The organism is Streptomyces sp. SAJ15 (assembly GCF_007595705.1).
Classification (GTDB): Bacteria; Actinomycetota; Actinomycetes; order Streptomycetales; family Streptomycetaceae; genus Streptomyces.
The window spans coordinates 197,125-218,726 of record NZ_NISY01000009.1 but is presented as its reverse complement, the minus strand read 5'-3'; the positions used below and the strand labels follow the sequence as shown (position 1 = coordinate 218,726).

Genomic DNA, 21,602 nt, shown 5'->3' with positions numbered 1-21,602 from the left:
AGTGGTGGGGGTCAGCGCTCGTTCCGTGCGGCGGGCGCATCATGACGGGCGCGTCCGTTGCTTCCCGTGGATGTGATCGTGGCTGCGGCGGCGCGTCGTGTTCCCGCGCGTTCCGGTGTGTTCCCCGCCTCCGCGTCGGCGGACTCGTAGAACTGCTGGGCCCAGCGTCGGATGAGCATGATGGGCCCGTCGCCCGTCGCGATCTTCGGGCGTTCGACCGGCCGTCGGTTCGCCCAGATCTCATAGTCCTGCTTCACCTGCCTCTTGGTGATGAAGCGAACCAGGAGGGAGAGGGCCGGCGCGAGTGCCGCCCCCATGCGCGATTCGATACGAGTGGAGGTCGTCAGCCTGAGACGCATCCGACCGGGATCCTCCGGTGTGAGCGCCGCGACCTGTGCCAGCTGGACGCCGAGTTCCGGAACCGACACCAGAGAGGAGACGATCCCGACGCCGCTGCAGGTGAACTCCGCCTGTCCACGGACCTCCTTGAGCGACCCGAGCCGGTGCAGGCCCCGCTCCTTGAAGAACCCGAGCTCCTCGACCCCCGACAAGTCCACGACCACCTTCACGAACGGGCCCTCGGGCACCGTCGACACCAGGTTGATCTTCGTGTTGTGCACGGGCCCGAAGTGCCCGACGTCGATGAGGTTCTCGACGAGGTCGTGCGGGTGGCCGGCGGAGGTGATCTGGAACGTGGTCGGCTTGGTGAACCCTTCGCTGGGGAGCGTCACGGGCTCCCAGGTCGGAGCGGCGCCGCTCTCGTGATGCCACGCGAAGACCAGGCCGTTGGCTTCGATGACGGGGACATGGGTCAGGGAGGCCCGGGGCGGAGGCTGCCCGTAGGGCGTACGCACGCAATTGCCCGCAGGGCCGAAGGAGAAGCCGTGGAAGGGACAGACGATGGTCTCGCCGTCCACACGCCCACCGTGACCGAGGTGGGCGCCCAGGTGCGGACAGTACGGGTGGACGGCGCGCAGTCGGCCGCGGCGCGTGCGGTAGACGACGACGTCCTCACCGGCGAGCCGTCCGGTGAAGATCCGACCAGGTGTCACCTCGTCGCCGCAGGCGACGGGGAACCAGCCGTTGGGGTAGCGATGGGTCGCGGTCGGCATCGACTTCATGACTCTTCCTTCCTCCGGCCATGTGTCACGCCCGGAGCGAGTGGCCACGAAGCCGCGCTTCCGCACTCCTCGTCACTCCTCCCCGGTGAAGTGGTGGCAGGCCGGGGTCCCGGACGCGAAGGGCACGGTCCGTGACACGTGCCCTTCCGACACGTGCCCTTCCATGACACGCTCAGCGGCTCTGTGGGGCAATCCGGTCGTCACGAGCGCTGGGAGCACACCACCGCGCCCCGACGCGTGGGTTCCGCGGGTGTCGGCGTTCCCCGCCTCCGTCCGCCCCCCATCTCACCCCTACCGAAGACGGTGTCCCGGCGGAGGAGAAAGGCCGCCCGTGTGTACTCGCACGTCGGATGTCATGGCCGACGGCGGCCGAATCGCGCGCGGTCGTCAGGTTGTTAGGGTTCCTTGATCGCGTCGCGTCGGACCCTCCGGCGCGACCCGTACGGTGAGGGGATCCGACGTGTTATTCCGCTTATTCCGCAAGACGCTGCTCGACTCGCACGGTTTCGGTGCCGGTCGCGTCGAGAGAGTACTGGACGGCGACGGGCACGACCGCGACCGGTTCGCCCGGTGACGCGGGCACGGTTCCGGGTCGTGGCGACCGACCTGGACGGCACCCTGCTGCGGTCGGACCGGACCGTTTCGACGCGCACTCGAGCCGCGCTCGCGCTGGCCGTCGAAGCCGGTGCGCGCCATCTGGTGGTCACCGGGCGCTCCGCCGCCTCCTGCCGTCCGGTCCTCACCGCGATCGGGTACCAGGGTCTCGCCGTGTGCGGTCAGGGCGCACAGCTGTACGACGCCACCGCCGACCGGATACTCACCAGCGCCGCGCTCGATCGAGGTCTGGCGCGCTCGGTGGTGGACCGGACGCAGGAGGCACTCGGCGGGGTCCGACTGGAACTGGCGGTGGTCACCGCCGCGCCCGTCAACCGCTTCGTCGTCACCCCGGACTTCGCCGACGCGGCCCGGCCCGGCTGGGGAACGGTGCGGCATCGCGACGAACTGTGGGCCGAGCCCATCGAGAAGGTGTTGCTGCGCCACCGGGAGCTGCCGGATGAGGTGGTGGCCGCGACGGCGCGGCGGATCGGCGGGGCCGAGGTGTCGGTCACCCACTCGGAGAAGGGTCTGGTCGAGGTGCTGCCCGCCGGAACCACCAAGGCGTCCGGGCTGCAGAAGGCCGCCGAGCGGCTGGGCTTCGGACCGTCGGAGACCGTCGCCTTCGGCGACATGCCGAACGACATCCCGCTGCTGACCTGGGCCGGGTACGGCGTGGCGATGGGCAACGCCCACCCCGACCTGCGGGACGTCGCGCACGAGGTGGCGCCGTGCAACGACGAGGACGGGGTGGCCGTGGTCCTAGAGCGGCTGTTCGCGGGGCGGGACGGCGGCGTGGCCGTGCCGGACGCCGTCGTAGCGCCGCGGACCCTCGCCGGGTAGCGAGGCGGGCCCTGAGGGCGGCGGTCGCCGTCCCTCAGGCCACCCTGAGTGCGAAGTTCCCACGGTCCCTCGCCTGGTGGGCGACGGCCCCCGTGGCCGACGATGCGTCAGTTAACTCGCCGAGGCCGAGGCCGGGTCCGGGTCCGGGGTCTGGGACGGGGGCGAGGCCGGGTTCTGCGCCGCGTCCTGCGCCGCGTCCTGGGACGGGTCCTCGGATGGGTCCTGGGACGGGACGGAACCGAGGACTCCACCGTCGATGACCAGGTCCTGACCGGTGATGTAGGAGGCGTCGGACGAGGCCAGGAAGGCCACGGCGGACGCGACCTCCTCGGCGTGGCCGAGGGCACCCAGCGGGATGTCGGCGACGATACGGGCCTCCACCTCGGGATCGGTGTTGAACTCGCGGTACATCTCGGTGTCGATGTAGCCGGGGCTCACCGAGTTGATCCGGATGCCGCGCGGGGCGAGTTCGGCGCCCAGGGTGCGGGCGAGGTTGTGCACCGCGGCCTTGCTGGCGGAGTAGACGGATGCGACGGACAGCCCGCGGTGCAGCGTCCAGGAGGCGTTGAGGACGATGGAAGCGCGGTCCCGGAGCAGCGGCAGCGCCTTGGTGACGGTGAAGAAGACGCCCTTGAAGTTGACGTCGACGGTGTGGTCGAAGTCGGCCTCGGTCATCTCCTCGCTCGGCTTGAAGACCCCGACCCCGGCGTTGGCGAACACCGCGTCGATGCCGCCGCGCCAGGCGTCGACGCGCTCCATGAGCCTGTCGAGATCGGCGAGGGAGGCCACGTCCGCGCGGACCGCGAGGACTCGTTCCGGCGCGGCGTCGAGGCGGGCCAGGGCCGCGTCCAGGCGCGTCTCGTGGCGTCCGGTGATGACGACGTACGCGCCTTCGTCGAGCAGTCGGCGGGCGGTGGCGAACCCGATGCCGCTGGTGCCGCCGGTGATCAGGACGGTCTTGTCTGCGAATCGCTTCATGTCGTGATCTTCGAACGAGCCCCGCGCCGTTGACAGGGTCGGCTAATCCTGGTCCTGTCACCACCACCTTCGGCGGCGCGCGTCCCCGGCATCGGCACGACGTCCGCGGTCGCCAGCACGCCGCCGGGCCGTAACACCCGGAACGCCTCCGCGAAGAACCGCGTGCGCGGGCGGTAGTGCATGGCGGACTCGAGCGAGACGACGCGGTCGAAGCATTGTGACGGCTCGTCAGGTCGGCGGCCGCAGGGGCGAACCCTGGTGCCTTCCCAGCCCGCAACGCCCCCTAAAGCCGGATGTGGCGGGGTGGGTGTATTCAGGCATGAAATGGGGTGACTCGGGTTCGTGCGAAGAGTCGGTCGAAACGGGTGGTTTCCGGCCGCTCGGGACCACGCCGGGTGCGATGTCCCTGCGATGGCGACCGTGCGGCGGGCGTCGAGATGTCCGACCCACGCCCCATTCGCGGATGACGCCGAGTCGCGCGGCGCGCGTCCCAGGTCACGGGGGCTGAGAGGGCGGAGAGGCCGTGGGGTAGAGTCCCTGACCCACTGGGGGAAGTGGCCATGCCAAGTCGGCGATCGGCGCGACTTTCATCAGTTTCTGTCATCCGGCCGATGTCGAGAGGTCTCCGGACGACGGGGGTCGAACGGCAGTGGGCGAGGAAACGACATCATGCACAGGGACAACGCATACACACCGGACCTGGTGACCGCGGCGCAGGCCGGCGACCAGCGGGCGCGGGAGCGGCTGGTCGCCGAGTACCTCCCGCTCGTCTACAACATCGTCGGCCGGGCTCTGGACGGCCACGCGGACGTGGACGACGTGGTGCAGGAGACGATGTTCCGCGCGCTCGACGGACTCGCCGGCCTGCGCGAGCCGTCCAGCTTCCGGTCCTGGCTGGTCGCGATAGCGATGAACCAGATACGCCGCCGCTGGACCGACCGACAGCAGGCGGCCGCCGCCTCCCTCGACAAGGTGACGGAGACCCCCGACCCCACCGGCGACTTCGTCGACCTGACGATCCTCCGACTCGGCCTGTCCGGCCAGCGCCGCGAGGTCGCCGAGGCCACCCGCTGGCTGGACGACGATGACCGCGACCTGCTGGCGCTGTGGTGGCAGGAGGCGGCGGGCGGGCTGACCCGCGCGGAACTGGCGGTGGCCCTGGGTGTCACCCCACAACACACCGCCGTACGCGTCAAACGCATGAAGACCCAGCTCGAAGTGGGCAGGGTGGTGGTACGCGCGCTCGCCACCGAGCCCCGCTGCGCCGAACTGGCCTCCCTGATCGCCCCCTGGGACGGCCGCCCCCAGCCGGTGTGGCGTAAGCGCATCGCGCGTCACGCCCGCGCCTGCGTAGCCTGCTCCGGCCACTGGTCCAACCTCGTCCCCGCCGAAGGGCTGTTGGTGGGCATGGCGCTGGTCGTCCCGGTCACCGGCCTCGGTTTCGGCTTCCCACCCGGCCTGTCCGACCCGACCGCGCTGGCGGCCCAACAGACGACGCTGCCGTCGGCGGACCTCGCGGGCGCCCCCGTCCCGGCCGGGGCCCCGACCCACGGCGGGGTTCCGACCCACGCCGGGGCCGCGACGGACGGCACCCCGCCCGCGGGGCCCGCGACCGACGGGGTGACGCCCACGGGAACCACGCCGGACGGCATCCCGCCCATCGGGAACGCGACCGACGGGGCCACGCCCACGGGGCCCGCCACCGACGGGGCGTCATCCATCGGGGGCACCGGGGCCACGCCCACCGGGGCCACACTCGACGGAGCCCCGGCCGACGGAAGCCCGGCCGTCCACGCCGCGTCCGGTGGCGGCCGGCTCAAGGCGTCCGCGGTGGTCGTCGGCGGCGGAGTGATCGGCGGTGTGCTGCTCGCTCTGCTGTGGCCGGTCAACGAGCGCCCGGCCGAGCGTGCCCCGGTGGCGGCTCCGCAGCACTCCGCGACACCGGCCAGGACCACGGCCGCCAAACCCAGCACCAGCCCTCGCCCCTCCAAGACCGCGACACCGAAGCCGAAGCCCACACCGGCCGCGACGAAGGCGAAGCCCAAGCCCCGCCCCACCCCGACCCCGAAGCCCACGCCCGCCTCCGCGGAGGAGCGGCTCACCAGCCTGGTCAACGCCCGGCGGGCGCAGGCAGGTTGTGGCCCGCTCCGTATCGACCCGCGGCTGAGCGAGGCCGCCCGCAAGCACGCGCGCGACATGGTGGCCCGCGGCTACTTCGACCATGCGAGCCCCGAGGGCACCCAGCCCGACGCGCGGATCTCGGCGGCCGGGTACGCGTGGTCGTCCTGGGCCGAGAACCTGGCCCAGGGCAGCCCCGAGCCGGCCGCGGCCGTCGAGCAGTGGATGGACGGCTCGTACCACCAGGAGAACATGCTGAACTGCCGCTACCGGGATACCGGTGTCGCCGCCGTGTCCGGCCCCGACGGCACGGTGTGGGTCCAGGACCTGGCCGGACCGGCCTGAGCCCACACCGCCGCCGCGCGGATCACGGGACGTCGGCCCCGACGCCGATCACAGCTTCGTGGCGAAGTTCTGCACCCACCACGGACCGTTGCCGCTGAGGTTCACCCCGACGCCGAAGTCCTTGTACCCGCAGTTGAGTATGTTGGCGCGGTGACCGGGGCTCTTCATCCAGTCCCGCATGGCCGTGTCGGGGTCCTTCGGGCTCTTGTGGATGTTCTCGCCCCATGCGCCGGGGCGGTAGCCGGCCCGCTTCATCCGATCGCCGGCGCTGCTGCCGTCCGGGCTGGTGTGGTCGTAGTAGTTGCGGGCCGCCATGTCGTCGGCGTGCGCCTGGGCCGCCGCCTGCACCCGGCTGTTGACGCGCAGCGGGGAGCACCCGGCCTTCGCCCGCTCGGCGTTGGCGAGCGTGACGATCCGCTGCACATACCGCGCGGCCTTGCCCGCGGGCGGCCGGCTCGAGCTCGTGGGACGGGGCGCCGGAGTCTTCTTCTTACGCTGTGAGGTGCCGGGGGAGCCGCTGCCGCCGGTGCCGCCCCGCGTGGTGTCACGGGTCCGCGCGGCCGTGGGCGCGGCCGCGCTCGGGGAGGGCGTGGCCGGAGCGCTCGTCGAGGGCTTCTTCGACGGCTTCCCCGACGGCTTCTTCGGCTTCTTCGTCGCCTTGCGGGTGGCCGAGGCCGTCGGCGAGGGCTTCGACGGGACGGTGGCCGTCGCCGAGGGGCGCCCGGCGGCCGGGACCCCGTCGGAGGCGTCCCGTACGGAGGCCGCGGCCGGGCTCTCGTCGTCCGAGCCGCCCGTGCCGCTCACCGCGTAGGCGCCGCCCCCGACGGCGGCGAGCGCCAGGGCCCCGGCCACCATCGGCCCGAGCCCCAGCCGGCGCCCGCCCCGGCGCCCGCGCCGGCCGCCCGCGCCCGTGGCCCGCCGCCGGCCGCCCGTCCCGGCCGAAGCGGTGTCGGGGCCCGCCACCGGCTCCAGGAACCGGGTGTGCTCGTCGTGATCGTTGTGGTCGTGATGCAACGCTGCTCCGCTCTCCGCCGTACGGGGTTCGTCCGTACGGGTCCTGCGTGCGGCTGAGCCCGCACGGCGCCGGTCGGTCCGGCGTATGGGAGAGCGGATGGGTGTGCGTTGATAACACTTTTCCGCGGAGGTATCGACGAACTGTCAGCGAGCGAGCGGATCCTGACGGGGCGCGGTGGACCGCCGTGATCGCGGTGACCGCGGTGGAAGGCCGTGCGGCTCGCGGACGGGCCGCCAGGCCGCGCCGGGGAGCGTCCCGGCGCGGCGCCGCGGACCGTGGACATGGCGGGCCCACGGTCTCGGCCGCCCCACGGACATGGCCGCCCCACGGACATGGCGGGCCCACGGACCTGGCGGGCCCGCCTACACGGTGGACCCGCCGACACGGTGGACCCGCCGACACGGTGGACCCGTGGACAGGGCGGATCCGCCCGCCTGAGACCCTGTCAGACCACCGCGCCCGAACCCGCGCGGGACCGCCGGCGCGGTGCGGGCGGGGTCGGGGCCGGGCCTGGGTGGCGCGACTCGAGGGCCACGGCGATCGGCGTGGCCGTCATGACGGTCGAGCACACCCCGAACACCACCCCGGCGAGCAGCGCCAGCGAGAAGTCGGCGAGCGAGTCGCCGCCGAGGACGGCGAGCGCGGCGAGGACGAACAGGACGCCCATACCGGTGTTGACGGTACGCGGCAGGGTCTGCAGGATCGCGCCGTCGGCGGCGGCCTCCAGCGCGCCGACGCCGTCCCGCGTGCCGGCGGACCCCGGACCGCCAACGGCTTCGCCCATGGCTTCGCCGGCAGCTTCCCCCGCGGCGGTGGAACGGCGCCCGTCGGTGGTTTCCCGTGTGCCGCCGGATCCCTGCGTTCCGCCGGACCCCTGTGGGCCGGCGGTACCCCGCCCGCCCGTGGAGCCCCTCGCCCCGGCCGGCTTCCGTGCCGCGGCGGCGCGCCGTGTCTCGCGAATGCGGTCGAAGACGACGACGGTGTCGTTGACGGAGTAACCGACGATCGTCAGCAGCGCCGCGAGGAAGACGCTGTCGGCGGGCTTGCCCAACCAGGCGAAGAGACCGACCACCAGCAGGACGTCCTGGACCATCGCCAGCACCGCCGCCGCGGCGAAGGTCCAACGGAAGCGCACGCTGAGGTAGACGAGCTGGGCCGCGACCGCGACGCCCAGCGCGATGAGGGCCTTGTCGCGCAGCTCGCTGCCCAGACTGGGCCCGATCCGCTCGTCGCGCTCGACCGTGACCTCTCCGCCGTGCGTCGCGAGGGACGTCTCGATCCGCTGCCGTTCGCGGTCGGTGATCTCGCCGGTGCGGACGATGATGTCGCCGTCGCCCGACGTCTGGACGACGGCCCGCGGGAAGCCGGCACCGCTGACGGCGGCACGGGCCCGGTCCACGTCCACGGGACGACTGGTGGCGTACTCGACCATGCGACCGCCGGTGAACTCGACGCCGAGCTGAAGGCCGCGCACGCCGATGCCGGCGGCGGCGAGCGCCAGCAGACAACCGCTCAGGGCCAGCCAGCGGCGCCTGTGGCGCGTCGGACGCGGCCCACGGCGGGCGAGGAAGGCCCGCACCCGCCCGGTCGAGGCGAGGCCGGCCAGACCGCCCGGCCGGCGCCGAACGGCGTCGTGCCGCAGCGCCCAGTCGGCGAGCACCCGCGTGATGACCAGCGCGGAGACCATCGACGCCAGCACCCCGATGGAGAGGGTGACGCCGAATCCGCGCACCGGGCCGGTGGCGAAGAAGAACAGCAGCCCGGCGGCGAGGAGTGTGGTGACGTTGGAGTCGAGGACCGCGTTCCACGCCTTGTCGAAACCCCGGTGCAGCGGGCCGCGCAGATCCGGCCGCCCCCGCGAGCGGGTGGCCCGCCGCGCGTACTCCTCCCGGGTCCGCTCGAAGACGAGGACGTTGGCGTCCACGGCCATGCCGATGGCGAGCACGAAGCCGGCCAGGCCGGGCAGGGTGAGTGTGGCCCCCACGGCCACCAGGGCGGCGTACGAGATCAACCCGTACAGGGCGAGCGCCACGGTGGCCAGCGCGCCGAGCAGCCGGTAGACCACCGTGACGAACACCGCCGTGCAGGCGAGGCCGATGACCGCCGCGGTCGCACTGGCCCGGATCGCCTCGGCGCCGAGCGTCGGGCCGACGGTGCGCTGTTCAACGACCTCGACCGGGACCGGCAGCGCCCCGCCCTTGATGAGCGCCGCCAACTCGCGGGCCTCGCCGCCGCCGAAGCCGCCGGTGATCTGGGTACCGCCCCCGCGGATCCCGGTCTCGCACGGCACGCTCCGCTGCATCGCCGGTGCCGAGATGACCCGGTCGTCGAGGACGATGGCGACCCGTCGGGCGGGGTCGCCCGGCGCGGCACACGCGGCCTCACCCGTCACCCGGGCCCAGCTCCGTTCGCCGGAGCCGCGGAAGGCGAGGTCGATCGTCCAGCCGTTGCCGCCCTGGGCGTCGTAGCCGGCCTCGGCGTCCTTCACGTCCTTGCCCGTGAGCGCCGCGGGGCCCAGTCGCAGCAGCCTCCCCGGCGCGTCGGGGTCGGGCAGGGAGCGCGCACCGGCGGGCGCGGCCGCCTCCCGGCCGGTCGCGCCCGCTTCTCCGCCGGGGGCGCTGCGAGCCCCGCCGCCGGCGTCCGGGGCGGAGCCGACCACCGGATGGAAGGTCAGCCGGGCGGTGCGCCCGATGACCTCGACCGCCTTCTCGGGGTCCCGCACCCCGGGCAGTTCGACGACGATACGGCGCTCGCCGGAGCGGGCCAACGAGGGTTCGGCCACCCCCAGCGCGTCGACCCGCTGGCGCAGCACCTCCAGAGTGCGGTCGGTGGCGGCGGAGTCGGCGCGGGAGTCCGGCGCGTCCCGGGTCTCCAACACGATCTGGGTGCCGCCGCGCAGATCGAGGCCGAGGCGGGCGGGGGTGGTCAGGGCGAAGTACAAGGACGCGGCGACGACGGCGAGCGCGACCAGCGCACGCCACAACGAGGCGCGAGATGACATGGGTTCTCCACTTCACGACATACGGAGGCGGAGCGTTCGGCCACCGGTACGCGCCGGCGGTCCGGCGGCGCACGGTCGCGCGCCGACGGGCATGCCGGGGGGCGGAGGCCGACGCTCGGGGCGTCAGCTGCTCCGCGTGAAGGGAGGGCCGCGGGGGCGGCGGGGGGAGAAGTGCGCGGCGGGCGGCGCGCGTTCCCGGCGCGGCCCGACCACCTCGCCGCGCACCAGCGGGAACGGCACGGCACGCGCCACCGGCCCCGGCAGCGCTCCCGGCGGACCGGTCGGCCGCTGGTGTTGGGCGGTCAGATGGGCGTCGGCGGCCGAGGCCCGCGGGTGTTCCGACGACGAGAGGCGGGCGTGTGGCGGCTGGGCGTGCGTCGGCCGGGCGTCCGAGGGCCGGGTGTCCGAGGACCGGTCGTGCGGCGACGCGGGTTCGGCGAGGCGGAGAACCAGGGAGAGCGGGGAGGCGGGGTAGGTCGGAGAGGGCGGGGAGGTCGGGGCTGACGCGGCGCCGGCCGCCGTGCCCGGAGTCGCTCCGGTCAACAGCAGCACCAGGGCCCACACCCCGGCCAGCGCCAGGGAGACGAGCCGCGGAGGGGTCCGCCGGGTGCGGTCGCTCACCCGGCCTCCCGTCCCCTGGCGCGCGTCCGGTCCGCGCGTCTGTCGTATGCCCGCCGTCTGTCTGTCGTCTGCCTGCCGTATGCGTGCCGTGCCGCTGTGCCCGCTCGGCGCGATCGCGCGGCCGATGAGGTCGCGCGACCGGTCGGCCCACGGTGTGGCTCCGACTCAGCTTAGCGCCGACACGTCGAGTGCCCGTGCGATGCCGGAAACGGCACCGTACGGGCACCTCGTCGGGGGCGGGAGGTCGGCCCGGAGGCCCGGGACAGGGGACGTCAGCAGACGAAGTCCGGGCTGTTGGCCCAGAACGCCAGGTGGGACCAGGTCTGCGCACCGATGACGCCGTCGACCGTGATATCCGCGCAGGTCTGGAATCGGTGGGTGGCGTGCTCGGTGACCGGCCCGAATACCCCGTCGGTGGCCAGGTTCGTGTTCGTCAGTGAATTGTTCAAATAGCACTGCGCCTGCATGACGGCCGGACCGGAGGAGCCCCGCTTTATCGTGGGGCGGGTTTTGGTGTGGTTGCAGATTTCGGTGGCCACGGCGATCGATCTCCGATTCTCGGTGAATGATGCTGTTGTCCCTGACGTCGTATGGAGCGGTGACGTCGCATGGAGCAGTGACGTCGCATGGAGCGGTCGCCGCTCCCGTCGACCTCACGCCGCCTTGGCGTCGAAGTACGGGTACGGCACCCGCAGCTTGTCCCAGGACGTCCGTCCCGGCCAGCCGTCCGCGTCCGCGCCCGTGTAGCCCAGCTTCCGCTGCCACAGGGAGTAGGACTTGCGGTGTTCCTCGTTCCACTGCGTCTGGCCGCCGTACGGACCGTAGGCGGAGCACCCCTCTTCCATCAGCCGAGTGGCCATCATGCCGATGATCGGGCTGTTCGGTAGACCCTTGAACCAGTCCCCGCCGGGGAAGGGTATGAAGCCGGTGGACGCCTTTCTGACCAGAAGGCGCTGGCCCACCTTGATGACGTTCGGATTAGGGATGTTGTTCCAGGCCTGCAGCTGTTCCACAGTGGTGCCGTACTGCTGCGCAATGCCCCAGAGCGTGTCACCCGTCTTGACGGTGTAATAGGTGTCTTGATTGCTCATACTCTGAGACTAGGCGCCCCTAATGAGGTCCGCACGTTCACGTATTCGGGTGTACCGGCGGCAGGGAGGACCGATGGTGACAAAGGACAGCGCATCGGAATACGAGGTCCAGAAAACCCGTGCGTGGGCCGGGTTTCTGGTGGTGGCGCTCGGCGACCTGGCCATCGCGATCGCCGCGGTCTGGGGGGTCGACAATGTCGACAGCGCGCAGTCCGTGGCCATCCTCAGCAGCGCGTTCACCGCGATCAGCACCATGACCACGGCGTACTTCGGCATCCGGGCCGTGAGCAACACCGCGCAGGCGCGTACGAGGGCGCAGCCCGCAGCTCCTTCGGAGGCCGCTCCCATGGAGGTCGCTCCGCCGGCGGAGGGGCGCAGGTCGTCCGGCGACTCCTCCTGACCGCCGTCTGACCGCTGTCAGTCCTCCGCGCCGCGGGGTTCGATACGGAAGCCGAAGGCGGCGGTGCCGGGGTCCAGCGCCGTCACCCCGCCGTCGACGGTGAGCACCGCGCCGTTCACGAAGGACGCGGCGGGGGAGAGCAGCCAGGAGATCGCCTCGGCGACCTCCTCCGGCTCGCCGGGGCGGCCCGCCGGGAGCAGCCGGGTCGCCTCCTCGTACGCCGCCTCGACCCCGTCGTCCGCCCGGCCGGTCTCCGCCGCGAAGCGGGCCATGCGCCGGTCGGCCATCTCGGTGCGCACCCAGCTGGGACAGACGGTGTTGGCCCGCAGGCCCCGCGGGCCGTAGTCGACGGCGAGCGAGCGGCACAGCTGGAGCAGCGCGGCCTTGGAGGTCGCGTACGCCGCGTTGCCCACGCCGTTGCGCAACGCGGAGACGGAGGCGACGGCGACGACCGAGCCGCGCGCCTCCAACAGGTGCGGCAGCGCGGCGCGCAGCAGCAGGAAGGGGCCGGTGAGGTTGGTCCGCAGCACCGTCTCCCAGTCCTCGTCCGTCAGGTCGCCCACCGCCCCGCCGCGGCCGACGCCCGCGTTGAGCACGACCCCGTCCAGCCGTCCGTAGGCGGTGACGGCCGCGTCCACGAGCCCGGCGACCGCCGCGGGGTCGCCGGCGTCGGCGGGGTGTGCCAGCGCCCCGGTCTCCTCGGCGATCTGCCGCAGCGGCTCCGGCCGCCTCCCGGACACCACGACGCGGTGCCCGGCCGCTGACAACAGCCGCGCGGTGGCGGCTCCGATGCCGGTTCCACCGCCGGTGACGAGGAAGACGCGCTGCTCCGTCATGGTCGTTCGGCCTCCGAGGTGATCGCGTGCGGACCCTGTGATGGTACGTCCGGCCCGCCGCGGGGCGGACGCGGTCTCCGGAGCCCGGTGCCCCGGTTGGACGGGGCGGACCCTGTCCGTACCTCGCAAAACTCCCACGCTCCGGGAGGCGTTGGGGTCTACCCCGGCCGTCCGGCCCGCGCACCGCCCGGCCCCGGCCGCTCCGGCCGGGTGACCGGAGTAGCGTGGCCGTCCATGACCGAACCCGACTTCCTCCGCACGGCCCAGACCTTCTACGACACCGTGGCGACCGACTACGCCGACCACTTTCGGGACGTCCTGGCCGACAGGCCCCTGGAGCGGGCGCTGCTCGCCGCCTTCGCCGAGCTCGTACGGGCCGCCGGCGGGGGCCCGGTCGCCGACGTCGGATGCGGTCCGGGCCTGGTGACGGGGCATCTGCACGGGCTGGGGCTGAACGTCTTCGGGATAGACCTGTCGCCGCGGATGGTCGCGCTCGCCCGACAGGCCCATCCAGAGCTGCGCTTCGAGCAGGGTTCGATGACGGCGCTGGACCTGCCGGACGGGACCCTCGACGGCCTCGTGGCGTGGTATTCGATCATCCACGTCCCGCTGGACCGGCTCCCGGAGGTGTTCGCGGAGTTCCATCGTGTACTGGCTCCCGGCGGACGGCTGTTGCTCGGCTTCCAGATCGGCGACGAACCGCTTCATCTGGAGCGGCCGTTCGGGCACCCCGTGGCGCTCGACTTCCACCGGCGGCAACCGGACCACATCGCCGAGCTGCTGCACCAGTCCGGGCTGACGGTGTTCGCCCGGCAGCGGCGCGAGCTCGACGAGACGATCGGCGACACCGCCCCGCAGGGCTTCCTGCTCGCCCGCAAGCCCGTCGCCGACGACCGACGATAGGTTCCCGGCATGGAGCGCATGCGAAGGACGCTGAGGTCGGACGAGGTCGTGGAGCGGATCCGCGACGACATCGCCGAGGGACGGTACGGGCCGGGCGACCGGCTGCCCCACCCCAAGAGCCTCGCCGAGGAGCTACGGAAGCTCACCAAGGCCGTCGAGGCCGCGTACCGGCGGCTCGTCGAGGAAGGGGTGCTGGTCGAGGGGCTGCTGGAGCCGGGCTACTTCGTCGCGGATCCGGAGCTGGACCCCGACGTCCACACCACCATGCGGGCGGTGCGCTCCGTCCAGCTCCAGCTGGGGCGGCTCGACCGGCGGCTGACCGAACTCACCGAGCGGGTGGAGGCGATGGAGCACGGCCTGCGTGAACGGCACCGTGCCGGCGACGGGCGTCCCTCCGACCCGCTGTACTGAGCGGCCGGGCGGGCGGGAGCCGGGCCCAGGCGTGCTCGGACCGAGGTGGTGTTCGGGTGCGGGCGTCGTGTCGGGCCGCCGGGGACGGGTCCCGCCGGGGACGGGTCCCGCCGGGAACGAGTCCCGGCGGTCCGAAGCCCGGTCGGCCCCGGCGGCCCGAAGCCCGGTCGGCCCCGGCGGCCCGACGGACCGCCGGGGCCGACCGACGCCGCGGTCAGACCTCCAGCATCGCGGCGATCACCGAGCGCCAGTCCTCGCCCGGCCGCGCCACCAGCTCCTCGGCGAGCGCCTCGGCGCGGTAGCGGTGCCGGTGCGTCAGCCCCGGCGCCGACTCGGGCGCGGGCACGATCCGGCTCGGACTGTCCAGCAGACGGATCAGCTCCTGCGCGAACTCCGCCCAGCCGACGTGCCCGCCGATGGCGTTGACGGTGCCGTGCGCGGGCCGTTCGACACAGCTCACCAGGGCCCGCGCCAGCGCGGCGGCGTGCACCCACGGCGCCCCGGACCAGGTGTCGCCCGAGGCGGGCACGGACCCGGCGGCGGGCAGCACCACCGGATCCCCGGTCCGGGCCGCCTGGAAGAGCGCGCCGGTCGCGCCCCAGCGCAGTTGGTCGCGCAGCCGGGGGTGGGCACCCCACACGATGGGCGCGCGCACCACGCTCGCCCCACCCCGGCCACCCGTGCCCGCGGCTTCCCACAGCATCCGCTCGCACTCCAGCTTCGCCCGCCCGTACGCGCTGAGCGGCTCCTCCGAGGGGGTGTCCTCGGCCACCTCCACGACCGACGGCCGGCCGTACGCGTCCACGCTGCTGACGAAGACGAACGCACCGCGCCGCCAGCCGTCCAGCAGCGCCCGCATCGCCGTCACGTCCACGTCCGGGGAGGTGAAGGTGCAGGCGGCGTGGATGACGGAGTCCACGCCGTCGACCGCGGCGCGCAGGCTCTCGACGTCGGCGAGGTCGCCCTCGACCACCTCGACCCCGTCGGCCGCCACCAGGTGCGCGGACTCCGGCCGCGCCAGCGCCCGGACGGGCCGCCCGCGGGCGGCCAGCTCCCGCAGGACGAACGCCCCCACCCCGCCGGTGCCGCCGGTGACCAGGACCGTGCCGGCGCGCGCGGACGCGATGGGCGCGGTGGACGTGGTGGCACGTCCGGCCGCGCGCTCGGCCGCCGGCGGCCGGGCCCGTCCGTCCAGGAGCGCGCCGAGCGCCCGCGGCGTGCGGTGCTCCAGCACGTCGAGACCGGTCAGCGGTGCCCGCAGCCGCTCCCGGAGCCGTTCGGCCACCCGCACCGCGAGCAGGGAATGGCCGCCGAGTAGGAAGAAGTCCCCGTCGGGGCCGGGACGTTCACCCAGCAGCTCGCCGAAGACCTCCGCCACGACGGAGACCGAGGGGCTCGGCTCCCCGTCTCGTGCCGACGCCTGCGCCGATGTCGATGCCGACGCCTGCGCCGATGTCGATGCCGGTGTCGGTGCTGCCGATGCCGGTGCCCGCTCCGGTGCGAGCGGCTCGTCCGGGCCCAGGGGTTCCCGCGACCCGACGGCACGCGACAGCCGGCGCCCCGGATCCTCCGCCGCCGACTCCAGCAGCCCCGCGAAACGACCCAGCAGCGCCCCCGCGGCGGCCGCGTCGAGCCGACCCCGGTCGTACCGCACCAGGCAGCGCGGCCCGGTGTCGTCCGTGCCCTCGTCGACATAGAGACCCAGGCCGAACTTGGCCCCCTCCAACTCGATGTCGAGCGGCGTGCACACGGCGTCGGCCAGCCGCAGCCCGCAGGGCGGCCCGAGGAGGTCGACGGTCACCCCCACCAGCGGCTCTCCGGTGCTGTCGCGGGCGGCGGCGTCGAGCCGCTCCACCATGAGGTCGAAGGGGACGTGGCGGTGTTGCTGCGCCTCCAGCAGCGCGTCGCGCACCCGTGACAGCAGGGTGGAGAAGTCGGCGGCGCCCGACAGTTCGGGGCGGATGGGCAGGGTGTTGACACACAGCCCCACCAGGTCGCGCGCCCCGGCGAGATCGCGGTGGCTGCTGGCACAGCCGATGACCAGGTCCTCCTCGCCGGTCGCCTCCAGCAGCGTGGCGAAGGCCGCGGCGAGCACCACCGTGAACAGCGTGGCGCGGTGCGCCCGGCCCGTCGCGCGCAGTCCGTCCAGGGCCGTCGCCCCCAGCGGCGCGGCGAGCAGCCGCGCCTCGCCCCGGCCGTCGGCCGCCGCCGCGCGGGGCAGTGGAACGGGGCGGGCGCCCGCGAGCCGCTCCGTCCAGTACGCCAGTCCGGTCTCCAACGCGGGTGAGCCGGCCCGCTCGCGCCGGGCGAAGTCGGCGTAGCGCGGTGCCGGGAACTCGTCCGCGTCCCCACCGCCACGGGCCTCCGAAGCCCCATGGACCTCGGCACGACCGTGCGCCTCGGCACTGCTGTGGGTCTCGGCACTGCCGCGAGTCCCGGCACCGCCGTGGGCGTCCGCACTCCCGTGGGCGGCGCCGGTCCCCGCGTCGGCCGCGGGCCGCTCCCGCTCCGCGCGGTAGCGCTCGTCGAGCTCGCGGGCGATGATCTCCACCGAGCCGCCGTCCACCGCGATGTGGTGGAACGTCAGCAGCACGGTGTGGTCGTCGTCGGCGTGCCGCAGGTGCAGGGCCCGCGGCAGCGGGCCCGCGGCCAGATCGAAGGGGCGCGCCGCCTCCTCTCGCAGCAGCCGCTCCGCCGTGTCCCCGGAGGCCGTCACCGTCCGTACCGGCACCGGTCGTGCGGCGGTGACCTCCTGGTACGGCTCGCCGTCCGGCCCCTGGCCGTAGCGCGTCCGCAGCACCTCGTGACGCCGCACCAACCCGGTCAGAGCCCGGGCGAACGCCTCGGCGTCGAAGGGGCCGCGCACCCGTGTGGCCAGCGGCACGTTGTAGACGGCGCCGCCCTGACCGAGGCGCTCCATCAGCCACATCCGGTGCTGTGCGTGGGAGAGCGGCGCGACGCCGGGCGCGGGGCCGTCCGGGGTCGTCGGCGCGGCCGTCGGATCCGTCGTCCGCGCCGGGGCGTCGTTCGCCTGTGCCGCGCCGTCGTTCGTCAGCCGCGCCCGGGCGTCGGCGCTCCGCCGGCGGGCCAGCCGGAGCAGGGCCTCCTGCCGGGAGGTCTCGGCGGCGGTGCCGCTCATCGTGCGTCTCCCATCGGGTCCGCGGCGACCGGCGCCTGCTCCTCGGCGGCTTCCGCCTCCGCCCCGTACGCCCCGACCAGCTCCCGCTCCACCAGCACCGCGTGTGCGGCCACGGTCGGCGCCGCGAAGAAGGCGGCGAGGGTCAGTTCGACGCCAAGCTCCTGTCGCAGGTCGTCGACGACGCCGAGCGCCAGCAGCGAGTGTCCGCCCAGGGCGAGGAAGTCGGCGGCGGGGCTGGTGACCTCGCACCCCAGCGCCCGGCCCCAGGCGTCGGCCACGGCCCGCTGAACGGGGGTGAGCTCCTCCGGCGCGGACGGCGGGCCGGGGTCCTCGGTCGGCTGCGCGGAGCCGGGCACCGCGCGCTCGGCGAGGGCCCGCCGGTCCACCTTCCCCCCGCCGGTCAGCGGCAGGGCGTCCACGACGGACCACGCGTTGGGGATCAGATGCGCCGGCAGCCGGGCGGCCAGGTGGTCGCGCAGCTCCGTCGCTGCCGGACGCCCGGAGCCGGCGGGCCCCTCCAGCCCGTCGGGCAGGGCGGGCACCACGAAGGCGACCAGACGGGCGTCGTCGTCACGGGGCCGCGCCACCGCCACGGCGGCGTCCGCCACCCCCGGGTGGGTGCGCAGGGCGTGCTCGATCTCACCGGGCTCGATCCGGAACCCGCGGATCTTGACCTGGTCGTCGACGCGCCCGTGGAAGTCCAGCGTGCCGTCCGGGCGCGCCGAGACCAGGTCGCCGGTCCGGTAGAGCCGGCCGGCGGAGGCGTGCGCGACGAAGCGCTCGGCCGTGCGCTCGGGCTGCCCGAGGTAGCCCGCCGCGACGCGCGGGCCGCCGACCCACAGCTCACCCCGGACGCCCGGGGGCACCGGCTCGCCGCGCTCGTCCAGCACCCGCGCCGTGGCACCGGCCACCGGGCGGCCGATCGGCGGCGGGGCGTCACAGTCCGCGTCGCGCACCCGATGGCCGGTGGCGAAGGTCGTGGTCTCGGTCGGCCCGTAGGCGTTGACCAGCTCCAGCCAGGGGTGGGCGCGCAGGACGGCACGCGCGTGGCGGGCGGCCATGGCCTCGCCGCCGACGACCACCGCGCGGAGGACGCCGAAGACCGACGAGCGGCGCGCGGCCAGGTGATGGAAGAGCGCGGTGGTCAGGAACGCCACGGTGACGCCCAGCCGTTCCACATCCCGCGCCAGGCGTTCCGACGACTGCCGGCCGCCGGTGGAGACGGCCACCGCGGCGCCGTTGGCCAACGGCATCCACAGCTCGAAGGACGAGCCGTCGAAGGTCAGCGCCGAGTGGCAGAGCACCCGGTCGCGTGCGCCGACCGTCAGCCCGCCGGGCGCGGAGGCCAGCCACGCCGCGCCCCGCTGGGTGATCGCCACGCCCTTGGGGCGGCCGGTCGAACCGGAGGTGTACATCACGTAGGCGAGCGCGTCGGGGTCGGTGGCGACCGGGCTCGGGAAATCCTCGGACGCGAGCTCGGGCTCGTCGTCCGCCCGCGCCCCGTCCGCCGACCGCTCTTCCGCCGACCCGTCCTCCGGCACCCCGTACGCCGTCAGCACCAGCGCCTCGGCGGCCGGTATGCCCGCCCCCTCCAGCAGCTCCTTGTGGCCCACGGTCAGGGTGACCCCGGCGTCCGCGCGCATCGCGTCCGTACGGGCCCGCGGGTACGCCGCGTCCAGCGGCACATAGTGGCCGCCGGCCCACCACACGGCGAGCCCGGCCACGACCACGCCCACCGAGTGCGGCAGCAGCAGGCCGACGGCGGTGCCCGGCCCCACGCCGCGCGAGCGCAGCGCCCCGGCCAGCCGGCGGGCGGCGGAGGCCAGTTCCGCGTAGGTCATGGTCACCCCGCCGTCGGTGACCGCCAGCGCGGACGGCGTCGTGCCGGCGTGGTCGAGCACTCGGGCGAGGACTCCGCGCGGCTCGGGCGAGGCGGCAGCGGCGCCGGGAACGTCCGCGACCGCGACCGCGCCCTCCCGGACCGGCGTCGACGCCCCGGCACCCCGCGCGGCCGGCGTCGACGCCTCGGAACCCCGCGCGGCCGGCGTCGGCGTCTCCGCGCCGCCCCGGTCCTCCCGGCGGGGCTCCACCCGGGAGTCCACCAGGGCGGCCAGGCCGCGCAGATCGGGCTGGCGCAGCACCTGCGGGGCGCGCAGCCGCACCCCGAACCGCTCCTCCAGGGCGACCAGGAGCCGCCCGGCGGTGAGCGAGTCGCCCCCCGAGGCCAGGAAGTTGTCGCCCGGACCCAGCTCCGGCCTGCCGAGCAGGGTCCGACACACCTCGACGACCACCGCTTCGGTGCCCGTGCTCGCGCCGGCCGCGGCGCCGGCCCCGGCGGCGGCCGCCGGAGCGGACTCCCGCTCCGCCCGCTGCCCGGCCAGCAGCGCCGCCCGGTCCACCTTGCCGTTGGCGTCGAGCGGGAAGGCGTCGACGAACCGGACGGCCGACGGCTGCGCCTGCTCGGGCAGCCGATCGCGCACCGCGTCCAGCAGCTCCGCCGCGGTCGGCGGCTCGGCGCCGGGCACCGGCCGTACGAAGGCGATCAGTCGGGTGTCGCCGCCCGCCGGGGTCTCGGCCGCGACGACCGCGCGAAGTACCCGCGGGTCCTCCTCGAACGCGGCCTCGGTCTCGGCCGGTTCGATCCGTGCGCCGCGCACCTTGACCTGGTCGTCCAGGCGGCCCAGGAACTCCAGCACGCCGTCCGGTCGCATCCGCACCCGGTCCCCGGTGCGGTAGACGCGGTCGGTGCCGGTCACCTCCGCCGGTGCGGCCACGAAGCGGCGGGCCGTCAGCTCCGGGTCCAGATAGCCGGTCGCCAGCCCCCCGCCGCCGATGCGCAGCTCGCCCGGCTCACCGCGCGGGACGACCCGCCCGGCGGGGTCGGTGACGCAGACGACGGTGCCGTCCAGGGGCGCGCCGATCGGCGGGGCGCTGACGGCCGCCGCCCCGTCCGCGGGCTCCACGGCGTGCGTGGTCGCGACCACGCACGCCTCCGCGGGGCCGTAGGCGTTGTCGACGCGCGCGGTGACATCCCGGGCGGGCCGGCGGCGCAACCGGTCCCCGCCGATGGTGAGGTGACGCAGCGCCGGGAGCTCCGGCCAGGGCCGCTCCAGGACGATCTCCGCCAGCGGGGTGGGCAGGATCGCCACGCTCACCCCCGCCCGGCGCCACCAGGAGGTCAGGGTCTGTGGGTCCCAGCGGACCTCGTCCGGTGCGACGGCCAGCGTGGCTCCGCTGGTCAGCGCGGTCCACAGCTCCAGGATGTGCGGGTCGAAGGAGACGCCGACCAGGAGACTGTGCCGGTCCCCGGGCCGGCAGCCGGTGCGCGCCGCGTACCAGCGGATCCGGGCGGCGAGCGCCGTCCCCGGCACCGCGACGGCCTTGGGCACTCCGGTCGAACCCGAGGTGAGCATCGCGTAGAGGGTGCCCTCCGGCACCGCCGGACGCTCGGCACCGGGCGCGGCGGGGTCGGTGGCGCGGCCCGCGGCAGGGTCGGTGGCCGCGGCCGTGGCGGGGCCGGCGGCGGCGCCGGTCGCGAAGGCCGGGCTGGGGTCGGCGGCGGGGGCCGGGGCCGGGAAGGCGGCGACGACCTCCGCCGCCGCGTTGGCGCCGGCCGTGGGCAGCGGCAGGGTCAGCCGGGCCCCGGTCGCGTACCCCTCGGGGAGCGTGTCGGGCGCCGTGACCAGGCAGGCGACGCGGAGCCCACCGGTCACCACAGCCAGCCGGCGCTCACCCGGGCGCGGCCCCAGCGGCAGGTAGACGGCGCCCAGTCGGGCCACGGCGACGGCCGTGGCGACCAGCGCGGCGGAACGGTCCAGACAGACGGCCACCAGGTCGCCGGGGCGCACCCGGTCGCGCAGCGCGTCGGCCGTCCGCTCGGCCAGGGCGTCGAGTTCGGCGAAGGTCCAGCTCAGGGCGCCGTCTTCGACGGCGGGCGCGTGCGGGGCGTGCCGGACCCAGTGGGTGTACCGGGCCAGGACGTCGTCCCAGCCGTCCGCGGTGGCGGAGCCGCCGTACGCCACGGAGGCCAGGGGGGTGTGCGGTGAAGTGGTCATGATTCCTCTATGGGCGACGCCGGAAGGCGGCGTCGAAGGGTGAGGCCGGGAAAAGGGAGGGGCGGCGTCGCGGGGGGGGCGCGACGCCGGAGACGACGGGGCGTCGGACGGCGCGCGGGACCCGGGCGCGG

General features: G+C 74.7%; 16 protein-coding genes. 5 read left to right on the top strand and 11 right to left on the bottom strand.

From position 1 onward, the window contains the following. Positions 1-11: 11 nt before the first annotated feature. On the bottom strand, positions 12-1,121 hold the full coding sequence (locus tag CD790_RS23320; protein ID WP_144385260.1) for a Rieske 2Fe-2S domain-containing protein: 1,110 nt from the start codon (positions 1,119-1,121) through the stop codon (positions 12-14). 594 nt (positions 1,122-1,715) lie between these two features. Between CD790_RS23320 and CD790_RS23315 the strand changes: the two genes are divergently transcribed. Beyond that, positions 1,716-2,558: an HAD family hydrolase gene (locus CD790_RS23315; RefSeq protein ID WP_313956531.1), complete on the top strand. Its 843-nt coding sequence runs from the start codon at positions 1,716-1,718 to the stop codon at positions 2,556-2,558. A 111-nt stretch (positions 2,559-2,669) separates the two neighbouring features. Here the strand turns inward: CD790_RS23315 and CD790_RS23310 are convergent, their stop codons facing one another. Together CD790_RS23310 and CD790_RS36120 are read right to left on the bottom strand one after the other, a co-directional pair. Next, positions 2,670-3,536 (bottom strand): SDR family NAD(P)-dependent oxidoreductase, encoded by an 867-nt coding sequence (locus CD790_RS23310; RefSeq protein ID WP_144385258.1) that lies wholly within the window; start codon positions 3,534-3,536, stop codon positions 2,670-2,672. Then, positions 3,533-3,853, bottom strand: a complete 321-nt coding sequence (locus tag CD790_RS36120; protein WP_260867809.1) for a class I SAM-dependent methyltransferase — start codon at positions 3,851-3,853, stop codon at positions 3,533-3,535. Before CD790_RS36120 ends, CD790_RS23310 begins: the two co-directional genes overlap by 4 nt. 352 nt (positions 3,854-4,205) lie before the next feature. On the opposite strand from CD790_RS36120, the gene CD790_RS23300 reads away from it, so the two are divergent. Then, a complete protein-coding gene (locus CD790_RS23300) occupies positions 4,206-5,999 on the top strand; it encodes a sigma-70 family RNA polymerase sigma factor (protein WP_144385256.1) in 1,794 nt (597 codons plus the stop codon). A 48-nt stretch (positions 6,000-6,047) separates the two neighbouring features. Here the strand turns inward: CD790_RS23300 and CD790_RS23295 are convergent, their stop codons facing one another. The 5 genes from CD790_RS23295 to CD790_RS34790 all read right to left on the bottom strand — a co-directional run bounded on the left by CD790_RS23295 (position 6,048) and on the right by CD790_RS34790 (position 11,727). Beyond that, a complete protein-coding gene (locus tag CD790_RS23295) occupies positions 6,048-7,013 on the bottom strand; it encodes a CAP domain-containing protein (RefSeq protein ID WP_144385255.1) in 966 nt (321 codons plus the stop codon). 446 nt (positions 7,014-7,459) lie between these two features. Next, positions 7,460-10,015, bottom strand: coding sequence for a protein translocase subunit SecD (gene secD / locus CD790_RS23290; protein WP_144385254.1), 2,556 nt, complete (start codon positions 10,013-10,015; stop codon positions 7,460-7,462). Positions 10,016-10,138: 123 nt separating this feature from the next. Continuing rightward, complete coding sequence (locus CD790_RS23285) at positions 10,139-10,636, bottom strand: hypothetical protein (protein WP_144385253.1); 498 nt, start codon at positions 10,634-10,636, stop codon at positions 10,139-10,141. A 272-nt stretch (positions 10,637-10,908) separates the two neighbouring features. After that, positions 10,909-11,175, bottom strand: a complete 267-nt coding sequence (locus CD790_RS23280) for a peptidoglycan-binding protein (RefSeq protein WP_144385252.1) — start codon at positions 11,173-11,175, stop codon at positions 10,909-10,911. A 114-nt stretch (positions 11,176-11,289) separates the two neighbouring features. Continuing rightward, positions 11,290-11,727: a peptidoglycan-binding protein gene (locus tag CD790_RS34790; protein WP_222108296.1), complete on the bottom strand. Its 438-nt coding sequence runs from the start codon at positions 11,725-11,727 to the stop codon at positions 11,290-11,292. Positions 11,728-11,800: 73 nt separating this feature from the next. Here CD790_RS34790 and CD790_RS23270 point away from each other — a divergent pair, with 73 nt between their 5' ends. Further along, positions 11,801-12,127, top strand: coding sequence for a hypothetical protein (locus CD790_RS23270; RefSeq protein WP_186319190.1), 327 nt, complete (start codon positions 11,801-11,803; stop codon positions 12,125-12,127). A gap of 17 nt (positions 12,128-12,144) precedes the next feature. Here the strand turns inward: CD790_RS23270 and CD790_RS23265 are convergent, their stop codons facing one another. Then, the gene (locus CD790_RS23265) at positions 12,145-12,963 is read right to left on the bottom strand and encodes an SDR family NAD(P)-dependent oxidoreductase (RefSeq protein ID WP_144385251.1); all 819 of its coding nucleotides are present in this window, start codon (positions 12,961-12,963) and stop codon (positions 12,145-12,147) included. A gap of 234 nt (positions 12,964-13,197) precedes the next feature. Here CD790_RS23265 and CD790_RS23260 point away from each other — a divergent pair, with 234 nt between their 5' ends. Both CD790_RS23260 and CD790_RS23255 read left to right on the top strand, forming a co-directional pair. Continuing rightward, on the top strand, positions 13,198-13,866 hold the full coding sequence (locus CD790_RS23260) for a class I SAM-dependent methyltransferase (protein ID WP_144385250.1): 669 nt from the start codon (positions 13,198-13,200) through the stop codon (positions 13,864-13,866). A gap of 9 nt (positions 13,867-13,875) precedes the next feature. Next, on the top strand, positions 13,876-14,277 hold the full coding sequence (locus CD790_RS23255; RefSeq protein ID WP_144385249.1) for a GntR family transcriptional regulator: 402 nt from the start codon (positions 13,876-13,878) through the stop codon (positions 14,275-14,277). 214 nt (positions 14,278-14,491) lie between these two features. Here the strand turns inward: CD790_RS23255 and CD790_RS23250 are convergent, their stop codons facing one another. Then, entirely contained in the window at positions 14,492-17,416 is a 2,925-nt protein-coding gene (locus tag CD790_RS23250; protein WP_144385248.1) for a condensation domain-containing protein, read from the bottom strand. Beyond that, a complete protein-coding gene (locus tag CD790_RS36115; protein WP_260867805.1) occupies positions 17,413-21,471 on the bottom strand; it encodes an amino acid adenylation domain-containing protein in 4,059 nt (1,352 codons plus the stop codon). Before CD790_RS36115 ends, CD790_RS23250 begins: the two co-directional genes overlap by 4 nt. Between the last annotated feature and the right edge of the window lie 131 nt (positions 21,472-21,602).